This is a genomic window from Xaviernesmea rhizosphaerae (assembly GCF_001938945.1).
GTDB classification, from domain to species: domain Bacteria; phylum Pseudomonadota; class Alphaproteobacteria; order Rhizobiales; family Rhizobiaceae; genus Xaviernesmea; species Xaviernesmea rhizosphaerae.
Window position 1 is genome coordinate 350,664 of the sequence record NZ_MKIO01000031.1, and the last position, 20,752, is coordinate 371,415.

General features: G+C 66.1%; 18 protein-coding genes. 10 read left to right on the forward strand and 8 right to left on the reverse strand.

Annotated elements, in window-relative coordinates; translation table 11 throughout:
* Nucleotides 1-56 precede the first annotated feature (56 nt).
* Complete coding sequence (locus tag BJF92_RS14875) at nucleotides 57-872, forward strand: calcium-binding protein (RefSeq protein WP_075635507.1); 816 nt, start codon at nucleotides 57-59, stop codon at nucleotides 870-872.
* A 132-nt stretch (nucleotides 873-1,004) separates the two neighbouring features.
* Here BJF92_RS14875 and BJF92_RS14880 read toward each other — a convergent pair whose 3' ends face one another.
* The 7 genes from BJF92_RS14880 to BJF92_RS14910 all read right to left on the reverse strand — a co-directional run bounded on the left by BJF92_RS14880 (nucleotide 1,005) and on the right by BJF92_RS14910 (nucleotide 10,195).
* Nucleotides 1,005-2,093: a branched-chain amino acid aminotransferase gene (locus tag BJF92_RS14880; RefSeq protein ID WP_075635508.1), complete on the reverse strand. Its 1,089-nt coding sequence runs from the start codon at nucleotides 2,091-2,093 to the stop codon at nucleotides 1,005-1,007.
* 163 nt (nucleotides 2,094-2,256) lie between these two features.
* Nucleotides 2,257-4,683 carry a GcvT family protein gene (locus BJF92_RS14885; protein ID WP_075635509.1) on the reverse strand — a complete coding sequence of 809 codons (2,427 nt, stop codon included), beginning with the start codon at nucleotides 4,681-4,683 and terminating at the stop codon, nucleotides 2,257-2,259.
* A 152-nt stretch (nucleotides 4,684-4,835) separates the two neighbouring features.
* Complete coding sequence (locus tag BJF92_RS14890; RefSeq protein WP_078058069.1) at nucleotides 4,836-5,522, reverse strand: TetR/AcrR family transcriptional regulator; 687 nt, start codon at nucleotides 5,520-5,522, stop codon at nucleotides 4,836-4,838.
* Nucleotides 5,523-5,870: 348 nt separating this feature from the next.
* Nucleotides 5,871-6,437 carry a hypothetical protein gene (locus BJF92_RS14895; protein ID WP_143524040.1) on the reverse strand — a complete coding sequence of 189 codons (567 nt, stop codon included), beginning with the start codon at nucleotides 6,435-6,437 and terminating at the stop codon, nucleotides 5,871-5,873.
* Entirely contained in the window at nucleotides 6,434-7,033 is a 600-nt protein-coding gene (gspM, locus tag BJF92_RS14900) for a type II secretion system protein GspM (protein WP_075635511.1), read from the reverse strand. Before gspM ends, BJF92_RS14895 begins: the two co-directional genes overlap by 4 nt.
* Nucleotides 7,030-8,136, reverse strand: a complete 1,107-nt coding sequence (locus BJF92_RS14905) for a PilN domain-containing protein (RefSeq protein ID WP_075635512.1) — start codon at nucleotides 8,134-8,136, stop codon at nucleotides 7,030-7,032. Before BJF92_RS14905 ends, gspM begins: the two co-directional genes overlap by 4 nt.
* 385 nt (nucleotides 8,137-8,521) lie before the next feature.
* Entirely contained in the window at nucleotides 8,522-10,195 is a 1,674-nt protein-coding gene (locus BJF92_RS14910) for a GspE/PulE family protein (protein WP_342585794.1), read from the reverse strand.
* Nucleotides 10,196-10,856: 661 nt separating this feature from the next.
* On the opposite strand from BJF92_RS14910, the gene gspD reads away from it, so the two are divergent.
* The 8 genes from gspD to BJF92_RS14950 all read left to right on the forward strand — a co-directional run bounded on the left by gspD (nucleotide 10,857) and on the right by BJF92_RS14950 (nucleotide 18,046).
* Nucleotides 10,857-12,932, forward strand: coding sequence for a type II secretion system secretin GspD (gene gspD / locus BJF92_RS14915; RefSeq protein ID WP_158032233.1), 2,076 nt, complete (start codon nucleotides 10,857-10,859; stop codon nucleotides 12,930-12,932).
* Nucleotides 12,929-13,495, forward strand: coding sequence for a prepilin peptidase (locus BJF92_RS14920; protein ID WP_075635513.1), 567 nt, complete (start codon nucleotides 12,929-12,931; stop codon nucleotides 13,493-13,495). The genes gspD and BJF92_RS14920 overlap by 4 nt, the downstream gene beginning before the upstream one ends.
* 51 nt (nucleotides 13,496-13,546) lie before the next feature.
* Complete coding sequence (locus BJF92_RS14925) at nucleotides 13,547-14,761, forward strand: type II secretion system F family protein (protein ID WP_245294768.1); 1,215 nt, start codon at nucleotides 13,547-13,549, stop codon at nucleotides 14,759-14,761.
* 22 nt (nucleotides 14,762-14,783) lie between these two features.
* Nucleotides 14,784-15,233, forward strand: a complete 450-nt coding sequence (gspG, locus tag BJF92_RS14930) for a type II secretion system major pseudopilin GspG (RefSeq protein WP_075635514.1) — start codon at nucleotides 14,784-14,786, stop codon at nucleotides 15,231-15,233.
* Nucleotides 15,211-15,699 (forward strand): GspH/FimT family pseudopilin, encoded by a 489-nt coding sequence (locus BJF92_RS25205; RefSeq protein WP_158032234.1) that lies wholly within the window; start codon nucleotides 15,211-15,213, stop codon nucleotides 15,697-15,699. Before gspG ends, BJF92_RS25205 begins: the two co-directional genes overlap by 23 nt.
* The gene (locus BJF92_RS25210) at nucleotides 15,686-16,135 is read left to right on the forward strand and encodes a type IV pilus modification PilV family protein (protein ID WP_075635516.1); all 450 of its coding nucleotides are present in this window, start codon (nucleotides 15,686-15,688) and stop codon (nucleotides 16,133-16,135) included. Before BJF92_RS25205 ends, BJF92_RS25210 begins: the two co-directional genes overlap by 14 nt.
* Entirely contained in the window at nucleotides 16,132-16,878 is a 747-nt protein-coding gene (locus tag BJF92_RS14945; protein ID WP_075635517.1) for a hypothetical protein, read from the forward strand. Before BJF92_RS25210 ends, BJF92_RS14945 begins: the two co-directional genes overlap by 4 nt.
* 220 nt (nucleotides 16,879-17,098) lie before the next feature.
* Nucleotides 17,099-18,046 carry a type II secretion system minor pseudopilin gene (locus BJF92_RS14950; RefSeq protein ID WP_075635518.1) on the forward strand — a complete coding sequence of 316 codons (948 nt, stop codon included), beginning with the start codon at nucleotides 17,099-17,101 and terminating at the stop codon, nucleotides 18,044-18,046.
* A 25-nt stretch (nucleotides 18,047-18,071) separates the two neighbouring features.
* On the opposite strand, the gene BJF92_RS14955 is transcribed toward BJF92_RS14950, so the two are convergent.
* On the reverse strand, nucleotides 18,072-18,722 hold the full coding sequence (locus BJF92_RS14955; RefSeq protein WP_245294769.1) for a L,D-transpeptidase: 651 nt from the start codon (nucleotides 18,720-18,722) through the stop codon (nucleotides 18,072-18,074).
* A gap of 462 nt (nucleotides 18,723-19,184) precedes the next feature.
* On the opposite strand from BJF92_RS14955, the gene BJF92_RS14960 reads away from it, so the two are divergent.
* Nucleotides 19,185-20,504: an LLM class flavin-dependent oxidoreductase gene (locus BJF92_RS14960; RefSeq protein WP_075635520.1), complete on the forward strand. Its 1,320-nt coding sequence runs from the start codon at nucleotides 19,185-19,187 to the stop codon at nucleotides 20,502-20,504.
* Nucleotides 20,505-20,752 lie beyond the last annotated feature (248 nt).

A 20,752-nucleotide genomic window follows, 5' to 3' on the forward strand; every position in this document is an offset into this window, starting at 1 on the left:
CCCTGGTTTTATGCAATCAATGCGGAGCACATCCGCATGTGAGACAGGAGCAGGACATGGGCGTGACACTGAAAGTGGGGTCGGACTACAGCATCGACATGGGCAACTATGATTTCGGTGGTGCGCCCACGGGTCATGCTCACGTCACCTCCTACACCAAGACCTCGATCACCGGTTACATTGACGATGTGAACGTGGTCATCACCGGCAAGGGTTTCACCTACAGCAGTCAGGGGATTGTCGGCGGAACCGTCACGGGGCTCGTCGTGAAAGAGGGCAGCGCGCTCCTTGCTTCCGTGTCTGGCCTCAACCTTTCCGTGAAGACTCTGAACAAGCTTGCCAGCAGCGGAAGCGACGCTGACTGGAAGGCTGCGACCGTCAACGTCTTCTCAGGCGCTGACAATGTCTCCGGCAGCAACCACGCCGACACGCTGCTGGGCTATAAAGGAAATGACACGCTTTCAGGCAACAGCGGCGACGACACGCTATATGGTGGCGATGGAAACGACACGCTGCTCGGCGGGCTCGGTGCGGACAATCTCTATGGTGGAGCGGGGAAAGACAGCTTCATCTACAAGAGCGTGGGGGAGTCGAACGCTTTGAACGGGATCGACACGATCCATGATTTCTGGGGCAAAGCCGGCGACCGCATCAATCTCTCGGCCATCGATGCCAACAGCCTGACGTCGAAGAACGATGCCTTTTCCTTCATCGGCGCGAAAGCCTTCTCGGGCAAGGCCGGAGAACTGCGCGTCGAGAAACAGGCGGAAGACACCTATGTCTATGCCGACACCGATGGAGACAAGGTGGCGGATTTTCAAATTCACCTCGATGGCGCGCTCACCATGAGCAAGGGATTTTTCGTTCTCTAGGCCTCGGGACCGAGAAGCGGGGACCGCTTTTCGGAAAAATCCGATGTAAAACAAGAGCCTCAAGCATCGGACTGCGCGGATCGCCAGTCCGATGCGCGATGAGTGCCTGTTCGCCTTTCGGCGCGCTTGCGATCAGCTGATCACCCGAACCCAGCCATGGGTGTCGGCTTCGGTGCCGCGCTGGATGCCGGTAAGCTTGTGGTGGAGCCGCTCGGTCACGGGGCCGATGGCGCCATTGCCCATGCGCAGGCTGCCGCCCTCGAACTTGGCCTCGCCGATGGAAGCGACCACGGCGGCGGTGCCGCAGGCGAAGACTTCCCGCAGGCGACCGCTTTCGGAATCGGCCTTCCAGTCCGCAAAGGCATAGGGGCGCTCGGACACCTCCAGCCCCTCCTCCCGCGCGAGCGTCAGCAGCGACTGACGCGTGATGCCGGGCAGGATGGTGCCGAGTTCGGGCGTGACGATGCGGTTGTCGTCGAACACGAAGAAGATATTCATCCCCCCAAGTTCCTCGATCCATTTCTGCTCCGCCGCATCGAGGAAGACCACCTGCGCGCAGCCTTCCTCATAGGCGCGGGCCTGGGCGGCGAGGCTTGCCGCATAGTTGCCGCCGCATTTGGCCGCGCCCGTGCCGCCGCGCGCGGCGCGCGAATAATCCTCGGTGACCCAGACGGTGATCGGCTTGGCGCCACCGCTGAAATAGGGGCCGACCGGGCAGGCGATCACGCTGAAAATATATTTCTGCGACGGGCGCACGCCCAGAAACGCCTCGGAGGCGAACATGAAGGGGCGCAGATAGAGGCTCGCCCCTTCCCCCGCCGGAACCCAGTCCGCATCCACGCGCACGAGCTGCTCGACGGCCTCGAGAAACAGCGCCTCCGGGATCGGCGGCATCGCCATGCGCTCGGCCGAGGCATTGAAGCGGCGGGCGTTTTCTTCCGGACGGAACAGCACCAGCTGACCCTCGCCATTGCGATAGGCCTTCATGCCCTCGAAGATTTCCTGCCCGTAATGCAGCACCGCGGCGGCCGGATCGATCTCGAAGGGCCGGCGTGCGGCGACACGCGCGGAGTGCCAGCCGGTTGCGGCATCCCATTCGATAATGGCCATGTGGTCGCTGAACAGCGTGCCGAAGCCGAGATGTTCGAGCGCCTTCTGGCGCTCCGCGGGCGGCATGGGATTGGGATTGCGGGAAATATCGAACGTGAGGTTCGCGGACATGTTTCTGTTACCCGATAGGACTGAGCTCAGCCGGAAAGATCCTTTGCGATCATCCCGTCATCATGGTGCTGACAAGACCACGATCGACGGGACGGTGCAAACGGTCATTATGCTTCTATAGCACTGGGCGAATAGCTGCAAAGTGCCTGCCTGAACTTGGATATCAGCCGCGCATGGCCCTGCCCGCGGGATCATAGGGCGAAGCCTCGATCACCACGGCGCTGCATTCTTCGCCGACGATATGCACCGCCAGCGCATTGCCGGGCACGGCCTGCTCCCGGTCGATCAGCGCCATGGCCAGGCTCTTGCCGATCGTGTGGCCATAGCCGCCTGAGGTGACGGTGCCGACCAGCCTGCCATCCTTCCACACCGGCTCGTAGCCGGAAGCATCCGCATCGCCGGCCTTAACCGCGAGCGTGGCGAGGACCCTTTTCGAAGGAGCCGCCCGCTCGGCAAGGGCGGCCGCGCGGCCGACGAAATCGGGCTTATCCCAGGCGATGAACCGGTCCAGCCCGGTCTGGCCCGGCGTGTAGCCCTGCGTGAACTCCGCCGACCAGATGCCGAAGCTCTTTTCCAGCCGCAGCGAGAGAAGCGCGTTGAAGCCGGTCTCGCGCAGGCCGAATTCGGCGCCCGCCTCCAGCAGGATCTCGCGCAGCGTCGCCTGCTCCAGCGCGCCGCAATTGATCTCGTAGCCGAGCTCGCCCGTCACCGACAGGCGCGCGACCTTCGCGCGGATCAGGCCCACATCGAGCCTGCGGCAGGTCATGAAGGGCATGGCCGCGTTCGAGACATCCTGATGGGTGAGCTTCTGCAGGATCGCCCGCGATTTCGGCCCGAAGATCGCAAAGCCGGTGACGCTGTCGGAAATATCGCGCACTGTGACCGCGCCGCGCGCGAGATCCTCGCGCTGATGGCCGGCGAACCAGCGCATGTGCCATTCGCGCAGATAATAGGAGCCCATGATCCACCAGGTGCCGTCGCCCCAGTTGAGAAGCGTCAGATCGCCCTTGAGCTTGCCGTTTTCGGCGAGCATCGGGGCGAGCGCGGCGCGCCCGGGCGCCGGCAGCTTCGAGGCGAACAGCCGGTCGAGCCAGGCCTCGGCCCCCGGCCCGCTGACCTCGTAGCGCGAAAAGGCGGTGATATCGAGCAGGGCCGCCCCCTCGCGGGCCGCGCGGGCCTCCGCGCCGATCAGGTCGAACGCATTGGAGCGGCGCAGAGTCGGCGTCTCCTTGAAGCCCTCGGGCGCGAAATAGAGCGGCTGTTCCAGCCCCCAGCGCGCACCCCAGCGGCAGCCGGCCCCGGTCATGCCCTCATAGGCCGCCGGCCGTTTCAGCACCCGGCCGGCCGGCAGGGGCTCGTTGGGATAGCTCATGACGAAGCGGCGGGAATAGAACTGGCCGGTCGTCTGGCGAATATATTCGCGGTTGGAGGCGAACGCGCCGTAGCGCGCAATGTCCATGCCGAAGATGTCGGCCTCGGCCTCGCCATAAATCATCCATTCGGCGAGGGACTTGCCGACGCCACCGCCCTGGAGGAAGCCCGCCATGACGCCGCAGGCGACCCAGTAATTGCGCAGGCCCCGCAAGGGCCCGACCAGCGGATTGCCATCCGGCGAGAAGGTGAAGGCGCCATTGACCCAGCGCTTGACGCCCGCCGTCTCCAGGCAGGGGAAGCGCCGGAAGCCGAGCGACAGCTCGCTTTCGATGCGGCCAATGTCTTCCTGAATGAGCTCGATCCCGTAATCCCAGGGAGCGCCCTCCATGTTCCAGTGCTTGTGATCGACCTCGTAAATGCCCATCAGCAGCCCTTTCTGCTCCTGCCGGGTGTAGGTGAAACCCTCGAGATCGACCATCAGCGGGATTTCGCCCTTCATCTCCACCAGTTCGGGAATGGCTTCGGTGACGAGGTAATGATGCTCCATCGGCGTGACGGGCAGATCGACGCCGACCATGCGCCCGATCTGCTTGGCCCAGAGGCCGCCGGCATTGACGACATGCTCGGCATGGACGATGCCCTTTTCGGTCACCACGTCCCATGTGCCGTCAGGCCGCTGTTTCAGCGCGTCCACCTTGGTGTGCTCGATGATCTCGGCTCCGCGCTTCTTGGCGGCGCGGGCATAGGCGTGAACCACGGCGGAGGGGTCGATATGTCCCTCGCGCTCGCTGTAGAGGCCGCCGAGAATATCCTTGGTGCTGAGGACAGGGCAGCGCGCCTTGATCTCCTCGGGGCCGATGAGCTCGACATCGTTGATCCCCAAAGACTGAAACGAGCGATAGGAGGCCTTGAGCCATTCCCAGCGCTCGGGCGCGGTGGCGAACGAGATGCCGCCGGTCATGTGCATGCCAATATTGATGCCGGATTCCGCACCGACCTCGGAGAGCAGGTCGATCGTATAGGCTTGCAGCGCGGCAATGTTGGGATCGGCATTCAGCGCATGGAAGCCGCCAGCCGCATGCCAGCTGGATCCGGCGGTCAGAACCTCGCGCTCCAGAAGCGCAATGTCCGTCCAGCCGAATTTCGCCAGATGATAGGCCACCGAGGCGCCAACCACGCCGCCGCCGATGATGACAACACGATAAGCATTCTTCATGGGACAGCCTCCAGGATCTGCCGCAGACTGCCATGGAGGTACATATGTGTCCATATCGGCCCGGCGAAAATCCGGCGATCGGAAGCCTGAAGGACGCCCGACGCTGCCAGCGGGCCGGGGCCGGTTTTCCGGGTCCGGCGCCGAGGCGTGGATTAGACCGGCTGGAAATCCGGATAGACCTGGCGGATCTTTGCGTGCAGCTCGGCGATCTGCCGCTCGTCGGGCCTGTGCCCGGTGAAGGCGTGAATATATTCGGCGCTATAGGAGAAGCGGATATTCGGCGCCTCGACCGTCTCGAGCGTGTCATGGCCGATCTGGGTGAAATAGACGACCCTGGCGCGCACGGTCGCCTCGGTCGGCGGCGTGCCGTAGCGCAGGAACATCTTCGTCAGCGCCTCCACTCGCATGGCATCTGCCTGCTCGACTACGGCATGCACCACCTCGGAGCGACGCGCCCAGAGCCGGACAGCAATGTCCAGCTTCGGATCGAACAACTGGCCGTCGAACCAGCATTCAAAGACGGAAGAGAGGGCGCGCACAATATCGGGCGCAGGGCGCATCGCCCGCTCCATGATCGGGCCGGTATTCTTCTGCAGCCATTCGTCCAGCATGGCCCTGTGCAGCGCCTCGGTGCTCTCGAAATGCCAGTAGAAACTGGAGCGCGCGACCCCGAGTCGCTTGGCCATGACCTGGATCTTGACCCGGTCGATACCCTCGGCCACGAGCGTCTCGAGCGCCAGCGCCAGCCAGTCCGACCGCGTGAGGGTCTGCGCCCGCGCGCCCGTCTCCACGCCGGCACCCGCGATCTGGCCGGCCCTGTCGATCGGCTGATCCGCCATGACGTCACTCCCTGATAGGGCTCCTGTGTAGCGGATTCGCCCGCACCGGTTCAACCATGTCCAGCCATCAGCAAGGTCACGGGTAAGGGCTGGGCGACGGCGGCAGAAGGACGGTGAAAAAGGCGGAAGTGATGCGCAGGCGATGGAGGCGGTAGCCGCCCACATGTAAAGAGTACAGTCGTGTACTACGCTTGTTGCCGCGTCGCTTCCGCCACGACCTGCCAGAGAGATCGCCCTGAAAACAACGGCTGACGCCATCGCCTTCAACCAGCCTCGTCATTCGCCTGCGGGTGCCCCCCGCACTAAGGGATGCGCCGCGTTGTCACGATACCCCGCGTTGGATGCACATCACGGTGTGGCGTCCTCGGCAGGCGGGGCAGTTGCGTCTTCGGGCGCGTTGTCCGTCGGGGTGAAGACCGGAAAGTCCTGGCTTTCGCCCCCGCGCGTCATCACCATCTCCGTGCCGTCGAGCGTGGCGACGGTCCATCCGTGAAACGTCTCGCCAGGACTTAAGGAATGGCGCGTCTCGTCGTCGAGATCGAGCACGAGCGCCGTCAGGCCCTCGGGCGTGCCGACAATGCCGAGAAGCCTTATGTTCAGCGGCGGGTCCGGCTCGGCCGCAGGCGCCGCCTCGGGTTCAGTTTCGGGCGCGGGGACAGGCTCACGCTCCGGCGCGGGCGGGCGCCGGCGTGTGGGCGAAAACAGCGGCCGGTCGCGAAAGCCCGTCAGCGAGGCGGGATCGAACGTCGACAGCAGATTGGCACCCGGTGACACGGGGGGCGACAGAGGAGGCGACAGGCGAGCGGCCTCCTGCGCCAGGACAGGGCCGCCGGGGACGCAGAGGCCGCCAGCGAGGCAGACCAGCACGGTCCGAGCGAGAAGGAGGCGCGGGGAAGCATGTGCGAGCACAGTCATGGCGCGGCCTCGCCTGCCGGTTTCCAGCGGGCGCTGACGCTCAGGTCAACGCGCAGCATAATGGGCTGCGTTCCGCCGTCCGCCCCCGTGCCGGCCCCCTCTCCTGCCGCCCCTCCCGCGCTGGGCAGCCGCCGGATGGAGAGACTGGCGACGTCCATCAGCGGCAATCCGCTTTCCACGCGATAGAGCAGCGTCAGCAGGCCGTCATTGTCGATGTCGAGCGTGGTCCTGACCGTGACCCGGCCGGCATCTGCCCCCTCGGCGGCGGCCTCGTCTGCAGCCGCGGTTTCCAGCACCCGGCCGCCGGCCTGCGCGATGGCATCCAAAAGGGCCTGCTGTAGACCGGCCATGGCGGCGGTGCGCGAGCCTGCCGCGAGGAACAGGGCCTGATCCGGCGTGGCGGCGCCAGAGACGGGCCGGCCGATGCGCTGTTCCAGGGCTGCGGCCTGCAGCGCGCTCTGGCCAAGCCTGTCGCGGTCTTCGGCGGCCTGCAGAAGATTGATCACCCCGAGCGCAAGGCACAGGGCCGGCAGGCCGACAAAGACCAGAACGGATGCAAGGCGCAGGAGCGGCGGATGAGCACGGGAGAAGGTCATGGCACGCCCCCCTGCGACGCGGCCACCCCGGGCGCGCTAACCTCCGGAGAGGCAACATTTCTTGTCGCCCCGCCATCGCGGGAGGCCGTAATGTCGAACCGGTCGCGGCCATCCGCCTGCCGTGTCACCGGCGCGGCGAAGCTTGCCCGGGAGAGGCCGGGCTGGGCTTCGAGAAGCGGAATGAGCGCCGGCGCCGCCATCGAGCTGCCCGCAAGCCTGATGGCATCGGGGGTGATCTCCAGCGCATCCAGAAAGGTATTGTCCGGCAGGATGGTGGCGATCCGGTCGATCAGCACGAAGCTGGCGGTCTGCGGCGTCTTGGCGGCAAGCGCTGCCAGGTCGTCCTGCCGCGCAGCGCCCGTGCCGGAGGCGCCGACGAGGCGGTGGCGCAGGGCGCCCAGGGCCGTATCGGCCTCCGCAAGCTTCCGCGTGCTCACCGTGGCGACCATCGCTGTTGCCGCAAGAAAGGCGAGACTGGCGGCCAAGAGGATCAGGCTCGCGGCGGCGATCCGTCTGCGGCGGCCCTTGCGCGCCCTGTCGTTTTCGCCCTTGAACAGATCGACGCGCAGCGGCTGATCGACAGGCTCGGCAGCCGAGCCGACCCGGGCGGGCGCCACGCCGAAGGGGACGAGCCTTGCAATGCCGCCGGCAACGATATCGCGCGCCGTGGCGACGACATCCACGGTGACCTGACCGTCCGGCCCGGCCTGCCGCGCAAGGGCGAAGCCGAAGAGCAGCCGCTCCGGGTTCCACGGCGTCAGCCTGTCGAGGCGGCTCTCGACGATCTGGGCCGCAAAGCCCTTTGCCTCCACCGGCACCTTGAGCTGGGCAGCAATTACGCTCTCGGCCCGAAGCCGCAGCTCCACATCCGCCGACCGCCGGCGAAGCGCGCGCCGGACAGGCTCGGGCAGAGCGCCGCCCTTGCCGACAAAGACGGCGGCGCGGCGGGAGACGCGGTAGAAGGCGAGATCGTCATCGGCCGTTTCCACCGCGATCCAGCGCGTGCCGGGGGCGAGCGCGGCCACCAGCGGCTCCATCACGGCGACGAAAGCACCGAGAAGGGCGGAGAACGGCTGCAGCAGGCGCGAGCCAAGGCTGCTCATGGGCATGCGGCCTGCAAGAGCGGTGCTGCTGGCTTATCGCACAGAGAGCGGAAATCGACGCCGCAAGACAGAGGCAAGGTGTTGGCGTAGCCCCCCTCATCCGACCCTTCGGGCCACCTTCTCTCCGCTGGGAAGAAGAGACGTGCCGCCCGGTCCTTTGTCGTCTTCAGCCCAAAAGACAGCGGTTCAGGCACTGTTTTCCGCCGGTTAAATTGAGGCTGTGCCCCGCCGTCCTGGTCTCTTCTCCCCAGCGGGGAGAAGGTGGCCCGAAGGGTCGGATGAGGGGGGTCCAGGCGCACGGCGTTTCGCGTTGCATCCTGTGAACTGGAGGTGGTCACAGCCTCTTGCAGCGCATGGCTCGGCCCATCGAGTGCGGCGTCCCGTCTCATCCTGTCGCTCTCAGCACTTCGTCCATGCTCGTCAGGCCAGAGGCGCATTTGATCAGGCCGTCCTCCAGCATGGAGGTCATGCCGCGGGCGCGGGCCTCCTCAGCGATGATGTCGGGATCGGGATCCCGGCGAATGACGCTGCGAAGCGCATCATCGACCGGCAGCACCTCGAAAATGCCGATGCGCCCGCGATAGCCGCTCTGCCCGCAGGCCTCGCATCCCACGGGTCTGTGAAACTGCGCCGCATCCGGCAGCCGGATGCCGCGCCTGCCGGCAAGGGCTGCCGCCGTTTCATGCATGTCGGGGTCTGGCGCCTTGCAGCGCTCGCAGAGGCGGCGCACCAGCCGCTGGCCAACAATGCCGCGCAAGGCTGCGCCGAGAAGATAGGACTCGACCCCCATGTCGATCAGCCGCACCACGGCATCGCTCGCGGTGTTGGTGTGCAGCGTCGTCAGCACGAGATGGCCGGTCAGGGCAGCCTGGATGCCGATGCCGGCGGTCTCGCGGTCGCGCATCTCGCCCACCATGATCACATCGGGATCGTGGCGCAGAAAGGCGCGCAGGGCCGAGGCGAAGGTGAGCCCGATCGCAGGCTTGATCTGCGTCTGATGGATGCCGGCGATCTGATATTCGACTGGGTCCTCGATGGTGACAATCTTGCGGCCGGGATCGTTGAGCATCGACACGGCGGTGGCGAGCGTCGTCGTCTTGCCGCTGCCGGTCGGGCCAGTGACGACCACGACGCCATGCGGCTCGGCCAGAAGCGCCTCGAAGGCGCGCCGGTCGCGCTCGTTCATGCCGATGCGGCCAAGCTCCAGCAGGCGCTGGTCGCGCAGAAGAATACGCAGGACCGCCGTCTCGCCATAAAGCGTCGGCATGACGGCGACGCGCAGGTCGGCCTCCGCCCGGCCGATCCGAATATTGGCGCGCCCGTCCTGCGGCAGGCGTCGATCGGCGATATCGAGCCCGGCGAGGATCTTCACGCGCGAGATCACGGCTGCCGCCATGGCGAAGGGCAGGCGCTGGTCGCGGCGCAGAAAGCCATCGACCCGCAGCCGCACCTGCAGATGATCGCGCCCGGTCTCCAGATGCACATCGGTCGCGCCCATGCCGACCGCGCGCTCCAGAATATCGTCGATCAGCCGCACCACCGGAGCGCCGCGCGCCAGATCCTCGATCGATTGCAGGCTGCCGCCGGCGGCCGCATCCTCTTCCAGCGTCTCCACCACCGTCACGCCACCGGCCGGGACGGCATCCTGCGCGGCACGTTCGAACAGAAGGCCGATCTCTTCAAAGGAGAGGATGCACAGCGGCAGGCGGGCACCGAGCGCCAGCTCCACCGCATGGATGGCATCCTGCCGCCCAGGATCGGCCAGCGCGATTGCCGGCGAACCATTCTGGTCGAAGGGATAAAGGTGAATCTCCCGCAGATAGCGGCGGGAGAGGTCGGCCATCCGATGCGGCCGGCCGGCGATCTCCTCGTAACGCCCTCTCGCGATGCGGTGGAATTCGGCCAGACCGTCGGCGATCTCGGCGGCCGTCGCCAGGCCGCTGCGCCACATTTCCTCGGGAGGAAGGGCCTTCGCGGGAGCGCCGAGACCCGTGGCGTCAGCCCCTGCGGGTGCCGTCCCTGCCCCGCGCGCGGCCATGAAGGCCTGAAATTCCGTCACGCCCCGTGTCCGCGTCCCTGTCGAGCCCTCTGCGAGCCCCGCAGTCGCGGAAACGGCAACAGGCCTGCCCGCCCGGCCTTTCGCTTCGCCACGCGGCCACATCTGCGCCTTCTCCATCGTCGCGCCTGAACTCCTGCGCATTTCATCCTGAAAGACGATGCTGTTCAAGCGCGGAAACACCCTTGTGGAAAACAGTCGCCTGTCTGATGAGACGCCCTGGTTGTGCGGCCTGCAAACCGCGCGTGATAAGCCGCCTTTTGCCGGACACATCGCCGGCCCGCACCGCGTGCATGCGTCCAGATGCCGGAGCGCGCAAAGGTGGTACGGCGCGAAAGATCTGTGGTCAGAGGCTGCATCGGATAGTTTCGCACTTGCGCAACAATGCAGTTTCGTTTGAGGTGTGAGCGGACAGGGATGGATGAACGATCGGGGCGAGGATGAGACTCGCTTCGGTCCTCTCAATGCCTGCTCCTGCATCGGATGCCCCGAAAACCGGTTCTCACTTTTCGGTCCGATGCTCTCGTTGCTCCGAGGGGTAGAAAACGGCGTGCTGGCATCCTGGCAAATTTGCCGCATCGTTCTGTGCTGCGTTCTGATGTGCCTCGCAGGATGTCAGACCAGTGAAGGCGAAGGCGACTCCGAGTCGGCCTTTGCAGGCGGGGTGTTCAGCGACCTGCAGGCCCGCAATCCGAAGGGGCATCCGGATGTGACCTCCACCGGCACCGCGCGCCCGAGGGCCGGCAGCACGCAGACCTTCGGGCCGGATCCGGGCCTGACGCCGGTCGGGTCGGGCGACAGGGCGTCATCAGGACAATATACGCTGAATTTCGACCGAACCGACATCAAGGATGTCGCCCGCGCCATTCTCAACGATGCGCTGCATGTGAACTATTCGATCAGCGGCGATCTCTCCGGCCCCGTCACCATTTCCTCGGCCCGTCCGGTCAGCCGCGAGCAGCTTCTCTCGACGCTTGAGACCTCGCTCTCCTCCTTCGGCTTTTCGCTGAACCGCTCGGGCGGCGGCTATACCATCGCCGCGAGCGGTGTTTCCGGCGGCACGGTCGATTTCGGCAGCCGGACGCGGGCGGGCTTCGGCGTCTCCATCATTCCCTTGAGCTTCGTCTCGGCCGCCACCATGATGCAGCTCGTCTCCGGCTTCGTTGCCGAGGCCGACGGGCTGCGCGTCAACGCAGCGGGCAACACCATCATCGTGCGCGGCTCCGGTCCGCAGCGCGCCGAGGTCGTCGAAGCCGTGCTGTCCTTCGATTCCGATTTCATGCAGCACCAGTCCGTCTCGATCTTCCGCCTGGCGCAGGCCCGGCCGGAGCAGGTGGTGCCGGAACTCGACCGGATCTTCAACAGCCAGGGCCAGGGCGGGGCGATCCAGTTCCGCGCGGTCAACCGGCTGCGCGGCATCATGGCGATCTCGCGCAATTCCGCCCTGCTGAAGCGGGCCGAGAGCTGGGTGCGCCGGCTCGACCAGCAGGATGGCCAGTCCGGCAACAATGTGGTGGTCTACAAGGCGCGCTATCGCAAGGCGGCCGAGCTTGCCACCGTGATGAACAATCTGTTCGGCGGCGCGTCCGGGTCCTCCGCCGCGCCGAGCAGCCGCCAAGCGCAGTCGCAGCCGATGGGCGACCCCACCCGTCAGGGTGCGTCGGGCAAAGACAATCCGGCCACCTCGGAAGCGGAAGGCTCCGGCACGGCCGTTCTGGCCAACAACCGCGTGGCCTCGGCCTTCGCCACGGCCAGCGACGACACGATCGGCGCGGCCTATGGCGGCATTCCCAATGTGGTGGATCTGACCTCCGGCGCGCAGGAGACACAGTCGCCCATGCGCATCAGCGCCGATCCCTCCAACAATTCGGTGGTGATCTATGGGGATGCCGACCGCGCGAGCGAGATCCTGCAGACGCTGAAGCGTCTCGACGCCACGCCGGTGCAGGTGGCCATCAACGTGACGATCGCCGAGGTGCGTCTGTCCAAGGATCTGAAATACGGGGTGCAATATTTCATCAACAGCAAGCATCTGGGGCTGGGCAACAATAACGGGTCGGTGAGCCTCGTGGATGAGGCCAGCAATGTGCTGAAGAAGCAGATCCCCGGCCTCAATTTCGTCATCGGCACCAATGCCGACCCGGATGTCATCATCTCCGCGCTGGATGTGATCGGCGATGTCGAAGTGCTGTCCTCGCCCTCCCTCGTCGTGCTCGAAAATCAGACGGCGACGCTGCAGGTCGGCGATGAGGTGCCGATCACCACGCGGCAATCGCAGAGCCTGGAAAATGCGGTCGCCCCCGTCGTCAACCAGGTCGAGTTCAAGAACACCGGCATCATCCTCAACGTCACCCCGCGCATCAGCCAGAACGACGCGGTGACCATGCAGATCGAGCAGGAAATCTCCAGCGTGGCGAGCGGGGCCAATACGCTGACGCCGACGATCTCCAAGCGCCGGCTCGCCAGCCAGATTTCCGTCAACGACCAGCAGACCGTGCTGCTCGGCGGCCTGATCAGCGCCAGCACGGACAATGGCAAAAGCGGCGTGCCCGGCGCCAACAAGCTGCCCGTCTTCGGCGGCCTGTTCGGCCAGACGAAGAAGAGCAGCACCCGCACCGAGCTGATCGTCCTCATCCGCCCCGTCATCATCCGCGACGCGCAGGATGCCGCCAATGTGGCCGAAAGCCTGCGCGCGCAGATGTCGGTGATCGGCGCGCGCGGTGGTGGACGGCTGAAGTGAGCCACGGCGCAACCGCTGCGGCGCGCGCAGGCATCCTTGCCGGCCTTGCGGCCTGCTGCGCCATTCCGACCATGCCCCCTGCATCCACGCCGGTCATCGTGGTGGCAAGTCTCGTGCTGGCCGTCATGACCGGCTGGATCGTTTGGCAGGATGCGAGCGATTTCACCATCCCCGACGGGCCGCTTCTGGTGATCGCCTTGCTGGGCGTGGCCCTGCGCATGAGCGCGGCCCAGGGAGACTGGCGCGAGGCGCTGTCAATCCTCGTCGATGCCGGGCTTTGCGGCGGCGCGCTTCTGGCCATCCGCGAGGCCTATTACCGGCTGAAGGGCATGGACGGCCTCGGCTTCGGCGATGTGAAGCTGGCGGCATCAGGCGGCAGCCTCTTGGGCATCACGGGCTTTGCCCATGCGCTGCTGGCGGCAAGCGCGCTTGGCCTTGCGGTCGTGCTCATGCTAATGCTCATAAAGCCGGCGCGCCGGATCGACCGGCTGCCATTCGGCGCCCTGCTCGCCCCCGCCTGCGCCCTCGTCTGGGCCCTGTCTCTGGTTGTGGCGTACAGGTGATGCGTCAGGCCTTTGCCCGTAACCGCCTTTTTTAGAAGGGACAGCCGAGCGGTGGCCGTTTTTTCCTATCGAGCGCTCGGGGCAAGCGGCAAGCTGATCGTCGGCACCATGGAGGCGCCGACGCCGGGCGCGGTCGCCGAACAGCTCGATCGCGCCAACGCCACCCCGATTTCCATTGAAGAAACCACCGGCACGCAGGCCCGCAGCTGGCGGGACCGCCTGACGATCGAGCCGAGCGCTGAGGACATTACCGGCTTCACCGTCGATCTCGCCATGCTGCTGAAAGGCGGGATCACGCTCAACGAGGCGCTGGCCATCTTGACCGAGATGGAAACGCGGCGCTGGCTGGTGACGCTGATCGCGCGGCTTCATGCGGATCTGTCCGCCGGCACGAGCTTTTCCAAGGCGCTGGCCCGGCATCCACGCCTCTTTCCGCCCGTCTATGTCAAGATGATCGAGGTGGCCGAGGTTTCCGGCCGGCTCGAACAGGCGCTGAGCGGCATTGCGCGCGAACGCCAGCGCAGCGAAGGCCTGCGCAAGCGGCTGATCGGCGCGTTGGCCTATCCCGCCTTTCTCGCGGTCGCGGCGCTCGGCGTGCTCGCCTTCGTTCTTCTGTACATCATTCCCCAGTTCGAAAGCGCCATTGCCGGCTTTCGCGACCGGATCGCGCCCTCCGCCCTGTTCGTTTTCGAGCTGTCGGAGTGGTTTCGCGGGCATGTCGATCTCGTGCTTGCGACCATCGCGGTGCTGCTCCTCACCTTCCTCCTGGTCAAGCGGCTTGGCCGGCACACATCGCTGCTGATCGAGATCTGCGCCTTGCTGCCCTTCACGGCGCGCATCGTCACCGATCACATGACGCTGACCTTCTGCCGGACGCTCGAAATCCTGCTCGTCAATGGTGTCGATATCTCCAGCGCGCTGCGGCTGATCCGGGGCGTTTACGGCCACCCCGGGGTGGCGGCCCGGATCGACGGCGTGATCGCCGAGGTGCGCGGCGGCAAGCGCCTGTCGCAGGCCCTTGCCGCGCAGACCCTGCTGCCCGGCCATGTGGTGCAGATGCTGCGCGTCGGCGAGGAATCCGGGCAGCTGGCCGAAAGCGCCGGGCGCATTGCCGGCTTTTACGAAACGAAGCTCGACGCGGCGCTCACCCGTCTCACCGCCGTGGCCGGGCCGGTGCTGATGATGGGCATCAGCATGCTCATCGGCTGGATGATCCTGTCGATCATGAGCGCGCTGATGAGCATCAACGACCTCCTGGTCCAATAGACAGATGAAATCGGAAGCTCCTATGAAACCTAGAGGATTTGAGGACAGACGTCCCGCCCGGCGCGACCGCAAAGGCGGGTTCACCCTGGTGGAACTCCTCGTCGTGCTGGTCATTCTCGGCCTTGTCATGGGCCTCGTCGGCCCGCGCGTTCTGAGCTATCTCAGCAGCTCGCGCACCCGCGCGGCGGCGCTGCAGATCAGCGCCTTCAAGTCCTCGCTGGACCTCTTCTATCTCGATATGGGCCGCTATCCCACCAGGGCGGAAGGGCTTGCCGCGCTCGTCACCCGCCCGGGCGGCGCGCAGGGGTGGAACGGCCCCTATCTGCAGCAGCCCTCGGTTCCGCTCGACCCCTGGGGCCATGCCTATCAATACAGCGTTCCCGGCACCAAGGGCCCCTACCGCATCCTCTCCTATGGCGCGGATGGCGTGGCCGGAGGAACCGGCGCCGATGCCGATATCGTCAGCGAGTAGATCGCCCCGGGGAAAGGCCTTTGCCGGACGTGACCGGGCCGGCGGCTTTTCCATGCTGGAGGTGGTGTTGGCGCTGGTGGTGCTCGGCCTTCTGGCAACGCTCGGACTGCCCTTCGTCCGCCCGCAGAGCGGAACGGCCGCGCTGCGGGCGCAGGCGCAGCAGATCGCCGCCCTGCTGCGGGCGGAAAGGAATGCGGCCATCGCCTCGGGCACCGCCGCGACGGTTCTGGTCGATCAAAAGGGCGGCTCGATCCGCTCCGGGCAAAGCTCGGGCGTCATCGTGCTGCCAAAGGCCGTCTCGCTACGTCTCTCCCCTGCCAATGCCGCCGGCATCCGCTTCGATCCGGACGGGCAGTCCTCGGGCGGGCAGGTGCTCCTCCAGTCCGGCCGCGAGACGGTCGAAATCGAGGTCTCAGCCCCGACGGCCCTGGTGCGGATCAAAGAGGCTGCCGATGCGCGACGCTAGGGGAGCGGCCCGGACAGGGACAACCAGCCTTCGTCAAGGCTTTACGCTGATCGAGGTTCTGGTCGCCTTCATCATTCTGGCGCTCGCCACCATGGTCATTCAGCGCGGCGTGATGACCTCGGTCGCCTCGGCGCAGCGCGCCGATGGCCGCCTGCGGGCGGAGATGGTCGCCCGCAGCCTGATGACGGCGCCGCTGAAGGACAGCGCGGCCGCTCTCGCGCCGGAAAGCGGCGTCATGGACGGGCTGCCCTGGACCCTGCGCTTCGAGACCGTCGCGCTGCCCTTCGCCACAGCCACGGACGCGCAGGGCAAGCCGCCGGGGTGGGTGCCGGTGCGCATGGTCGTCACCGTCGCGCTTCCCGAAGGGCAGAGCCTGTCTCCTGCGGGCGAAATCCGCATCGAGACGGTTCGGCTGATCAAGGCGTCACCACCATGAGGGCGACGCTGACGGGCGCGGTGCGGCCGGCGCGGCAAAGGGCTGCCAATGCCGGCTTCCTGCTGGTCGAGGCCCTGACGGCCATGGCCATCGGCGCGCTGCTGCTGCTTGCGCTCGCATCGCTGCTGTCGCTCGTGCTCCGGGCGTCCGATCGCACCACGGCGGCAGGCACCGCGGTGGAAGAGCGGGCCCGCATCGTCAGCGCGCTGATCGCCCGGATCGAGCCGATCACCCCGCAGCGCTGGGCCGGCCCGGGCGCCGGATTCGTCTTCGAGGGCACGGAGACGATGATGCTCTTCGCGCGGTTTCGTGCCGGCAGGGACGGGATTTTGCAAAGCCGCCTCGTGCGCCTCGCCAGTGCAGGACAGGTGCTCAGCGAGGACGAACGGCCGCTGCCGCCGGATGCGCGCGACAGCACCGCCGTGACCGGCGGCGACAGCCCGGTGGTTCTCCAGGACCGCTTCGTCGTGCGCTTCGCCTATTTCTCCCGCCTGGCCGACGGCACGGAAGCGCTGACGGACAGATGGTCGGCCACCACCGCCATGCCGGTTGCGATCAGGGTGACGCTGGCGGATCCGGACGGCACGCCGCGCGGCAGCGTGCGGATCCCCCTTCGCGTGAATGCCGAGCCCGGATGCGCGGCCCCGGGGCCGGCGCTGTGCAGCCTCGCTCCCCGCGCCGCCGCACCCGGCCCGCCGCCGGAAAGCCAGGCGCCGAACAAACCCGACGATAGCGGCGGATAGCCTCCCCGCCTAGACCTCCTTCGCACACCGATGCTCCAGCGTCTTGTTTCAGCACCGGCCTGTTCCCAAGGCCTGAGACAAGAGCATCAGACTGAAAATCATACACAGTCTGATGCGCTAGGATTTTGTTTTCGCATCGGATTTTCCGAAAACCGTTTCCCGCTCTTCGGTCCGATGCTCTGATTCTCCATCCGATGTTCCACCAGCGCAGGCGCAAATCATGAGGATCCTCACCGGAAGGCCGAAGGGGGACGGCTATATTCTGATCTCGGTCCTGGCCGTGGTCGCGCTCCTGTCCGGTCTCGTCGCAGCGCTTCTGCTCGTCGGGCGGGCCGCGGTCGATACGGCGGGGCTGGAAAGCCGCGCCTTGCGCCGGGAGGCCCTGCTGCAATCCGCCGTGACGGTGGTCGGCTACCAGCTCTTCGTGCTGAAGCGCCCGGAAGATGCCGTCAACGGGCAGCAGCTGCGCCTTGGCGAGGGCGTCGTCACCGTCACGGTCGCATCGGAGGCGGGCAAGGTGGATCTCAACGGCTCGGGCAAGGCGCTTCTGGAGGCGGCCTACACCGCCGCCGGGCTGCGATCCTTGAGCCCAGCGAGCCCGGAAATGTCGAGCCCGCAAAGCTTGAACCCCGAAGCCTTCGCCAGCAGGGTGATCGCCTGGCGCAGCGCCGGTGGCCAGACCGGCGCCGACACGGCGCAGGCGTCACGCGATCCCGGTCTCGGCCCAGGTCTCGACCAAGGTCTCGGCCACGGGCCACGCAACGGCCCCTTTCGCAGCCTTGACGATCTGCGCTTCGTCGCGGGCATCTCGGCCGGTGCGTTCGAACGGCTGCGCCCTTTCCTCACGGTCTACAATGCCCCGGGCCGGCTCTCGGCATTTTCAGCGCCGGCCGCGCTGGTCGCGGCGCTGCCCGGCCTGTCCGCCGGGACATTGAGGGAGGTGCTGTCGGTGCGTCAGCGGCGCAGCGCGGCCAGTGCGCAGCGGCTATCAGAGCTTCTCGAAGGGCAGGCCTCCCTGATCGACACGGCAATGCCGCGCACCTACCGGGTCGGGATCGAGATTCACGCGGATGAGCGCCTGGCAGGCCGGCGCCTGACGGTGGTGCTCTCGGCGGGCGCCACGGCCGACTGGCCCTATCAGGTTCTGAATTGGACGGATGGCGGCTGACAGCGGGTCCGGCGCCGCGCTTGCGTCACGACACGATGACGCGGCTGCCGGTCTGCACCCTGTCATAGAGATCGATCGCGTCCTGATTGATCAGGCGCACGCAGCCCGAGGAGGCGGCTCTGCCGATCGTCTGCCATTCCGGCGAACCGTGGATGCGGTAGAGCGTGTCGCGGCCGTTCTGGAAGATATAGAGCGCCCTTGCGCCGAGCGGATTGCTGAGGCCGGGCGCCATGCTGCCCTCGTCCGACACGTAACGCGTCAGGCCCGGCTTGCGGGCGAGCATCTCCGGCGGCGGGGTCCAGCGCGGCCAGGCCTGGCGCCGCCCGATCACGCCCTCGCCTTTCCAGGCAAAACCGGCGCTGCCGACGGCAATGCCGTAGCGCATGGCGGTTCCGCCGGGCTCGACGAGAAAGAGCAGCCGCGCCTGTGTCTCCACCACGATCGTTCCCGGCGCCGCGCTGCCTGAATAGGCGACCCGCTGGCGGTGGAACCGCTGCGGGATCTGCCGATAGGGAATGGCCGGCACGAGGTAGCCGCCATCGGCGCGCGCCGCATAGAGCGCATCCATATCCGCCGAGCCCGGGGATCGCGCAGCGCCATCCAGAGGCGCGACAAAGGCGCCGGCGCGCGCCCCCTTCTGCGTCACCTGATCGCAGGCGGCGAGGATGGAGGCCATGCCAACCATCAAAACTGCACGTCGGCTCTGAGCGCTCAAGCAGGGGTCCATCGTTGCGGAATGGGTTTCAAGCTTCGTATTTAGAGCATCGGACCGAAAAGCGGGAAGCGCTTTTCGCCGAAATCCGCCGCGAACATCAGAATCAGGGCGGCAGGGACCGAAATTGCACGCAGACCGGTTCCCAAGGCATCGGGAGTCACCTCTTACATTTATCGGGTTGTATATTATGCGCTTACATGTGTTTTCGTTGGAGAAGCCCGGCCTGATGATGTCATACCCCGTCTCGCTGATAGGAACCCATAGGTTTCTACCAGTGAGACTGGGTATGAGGGACGGGAAGGAAGCAGCGGGGCCTATGCGGAGGTGAACTGCGCCCCTTGCGCGGCGGCATGCGGGCATCGATATGAGGCCGGCAGCCTTTTCCTCCCGGCGCATCCGCCGCCGCCAAACGGGATCGACGTCATGTCACAATCGCTTCACCTGACGGCCTTCATGCGTCCCGTCAGCCTTCACACCGGCGCCTGGCGCTATCCGGGCGCCTATGCGGATGCCAATTTCAATTTCACCCATCTGAAAGCCTTCGCGCAGGCGCTGGAGCGGGCGAAATTCGATGCTTTCTTCATGGCCGACCATCTCGCCGTGCTCAACATGCCGGTGGAAGCGCTGAAGCGCAGCCATACGGTGACCTCCTTCGAGCCCTTTACGCTGCTGTCGGCGCTGGCGGCAGTGACGGAGAGGATCGGCCTTGCGGCCACCGCCTCCACCACCTTTGACGAGCCCTATCACGTGGCGCGCCGCTTCGCCTCGCTCGATCATATCAGCGGCGGGCGGGCGGCCTGGAACATCGTCACCACCTCCAACCCGGATGCGGCGCGCAATTTCGGCCTATCCGACCATGTGGAACATGGCGAGCGCTACAAGCGGGCCCGCGAATTCTTCGATGTCGTCACCGGCCTCTGGGACAGTTTCGCCGACGATGCGATGATCCGCGATCAGGAGAGCGGCATCTTCTTCGATCCCGAGCGGATGCATGTTCTGGACCACAAGGGCGAGGAATTCAGCGTTCGCGGGCCGCTGAACATCGCCCGCCCCGTGCAGGGCTGGCCGGTGATCGTGCAGGCGGGCCAATCCGAGCCGGGCAAGCAGCTGGCCGCGGAAACGGCCGAGGTGGTCTTCGCCGCGCCGCGCGATTTCGCCACAGCCAGGGCGCTCTATGCCGATATCAAGGGCCGCATGCCGGCTGTCGGCCGCAATCCCGACCATCTGAAGATCCTGCCGGCCGCGATGATCGTCATCGGTGAGACCGTGGAGGAAGCGCGCGACAAGCGCGCCCGGCTGGACAGCCTGGTGCATTACGACAGCGCCATTGCCTCCCTCTCCATCGCGCTCGGCCATGATGCCTCGGGCTTCGACCCGGATAGCCCCCTGCCGGAGATCCCCGAGACCAATGCCAGCAAGAGCGGGCGGGCGCAGGTGCTGCGGCTGGCGGAAGAGGAAAAGCTGACCGTGCGGCAGCTGGCCCAGCGCTATGGCGGCTATGCCGGCCTTGCTTTCGTCGGAACGAAGGAGACGATTGCCGACGAGATGGAGCGCTGGCTGCACGAGAAGGCGGCCGATGGCTTTACCTGCGTCTTCCCCTTCCTCCCGCAAGGGCTCGAGGACGTGACCGGCACGCTGGTGCCGGAACTGCAGCGGCGCGGCCTGTTCCGCACGGACTATGAAGGCGCCACCCTGCGCGAACATCTCGGCCTGCCGCGCCCGGCCAACCGCTTCTTCCCGTAACAGTCTGTCCAACAATCGCCGTTGGCCGCCTGCAAATGGCAATTTCTGCGCTTCCTGTGCTCACGTACCTTAAGTACGCTGCGCTCCGGTTCTCGAAATCACCATTTTCGGCAGACCAACAGCAATTCTTGAACAGACTGTGAGTCAAAGACGGGGCGGTCAGCCTGATCTAGGCTCAGGACTCATAAATCACAACCAAAAGATAACGGTTGCAGCGATGCATATGCTTGAGAAGAAGGTATGCGCGC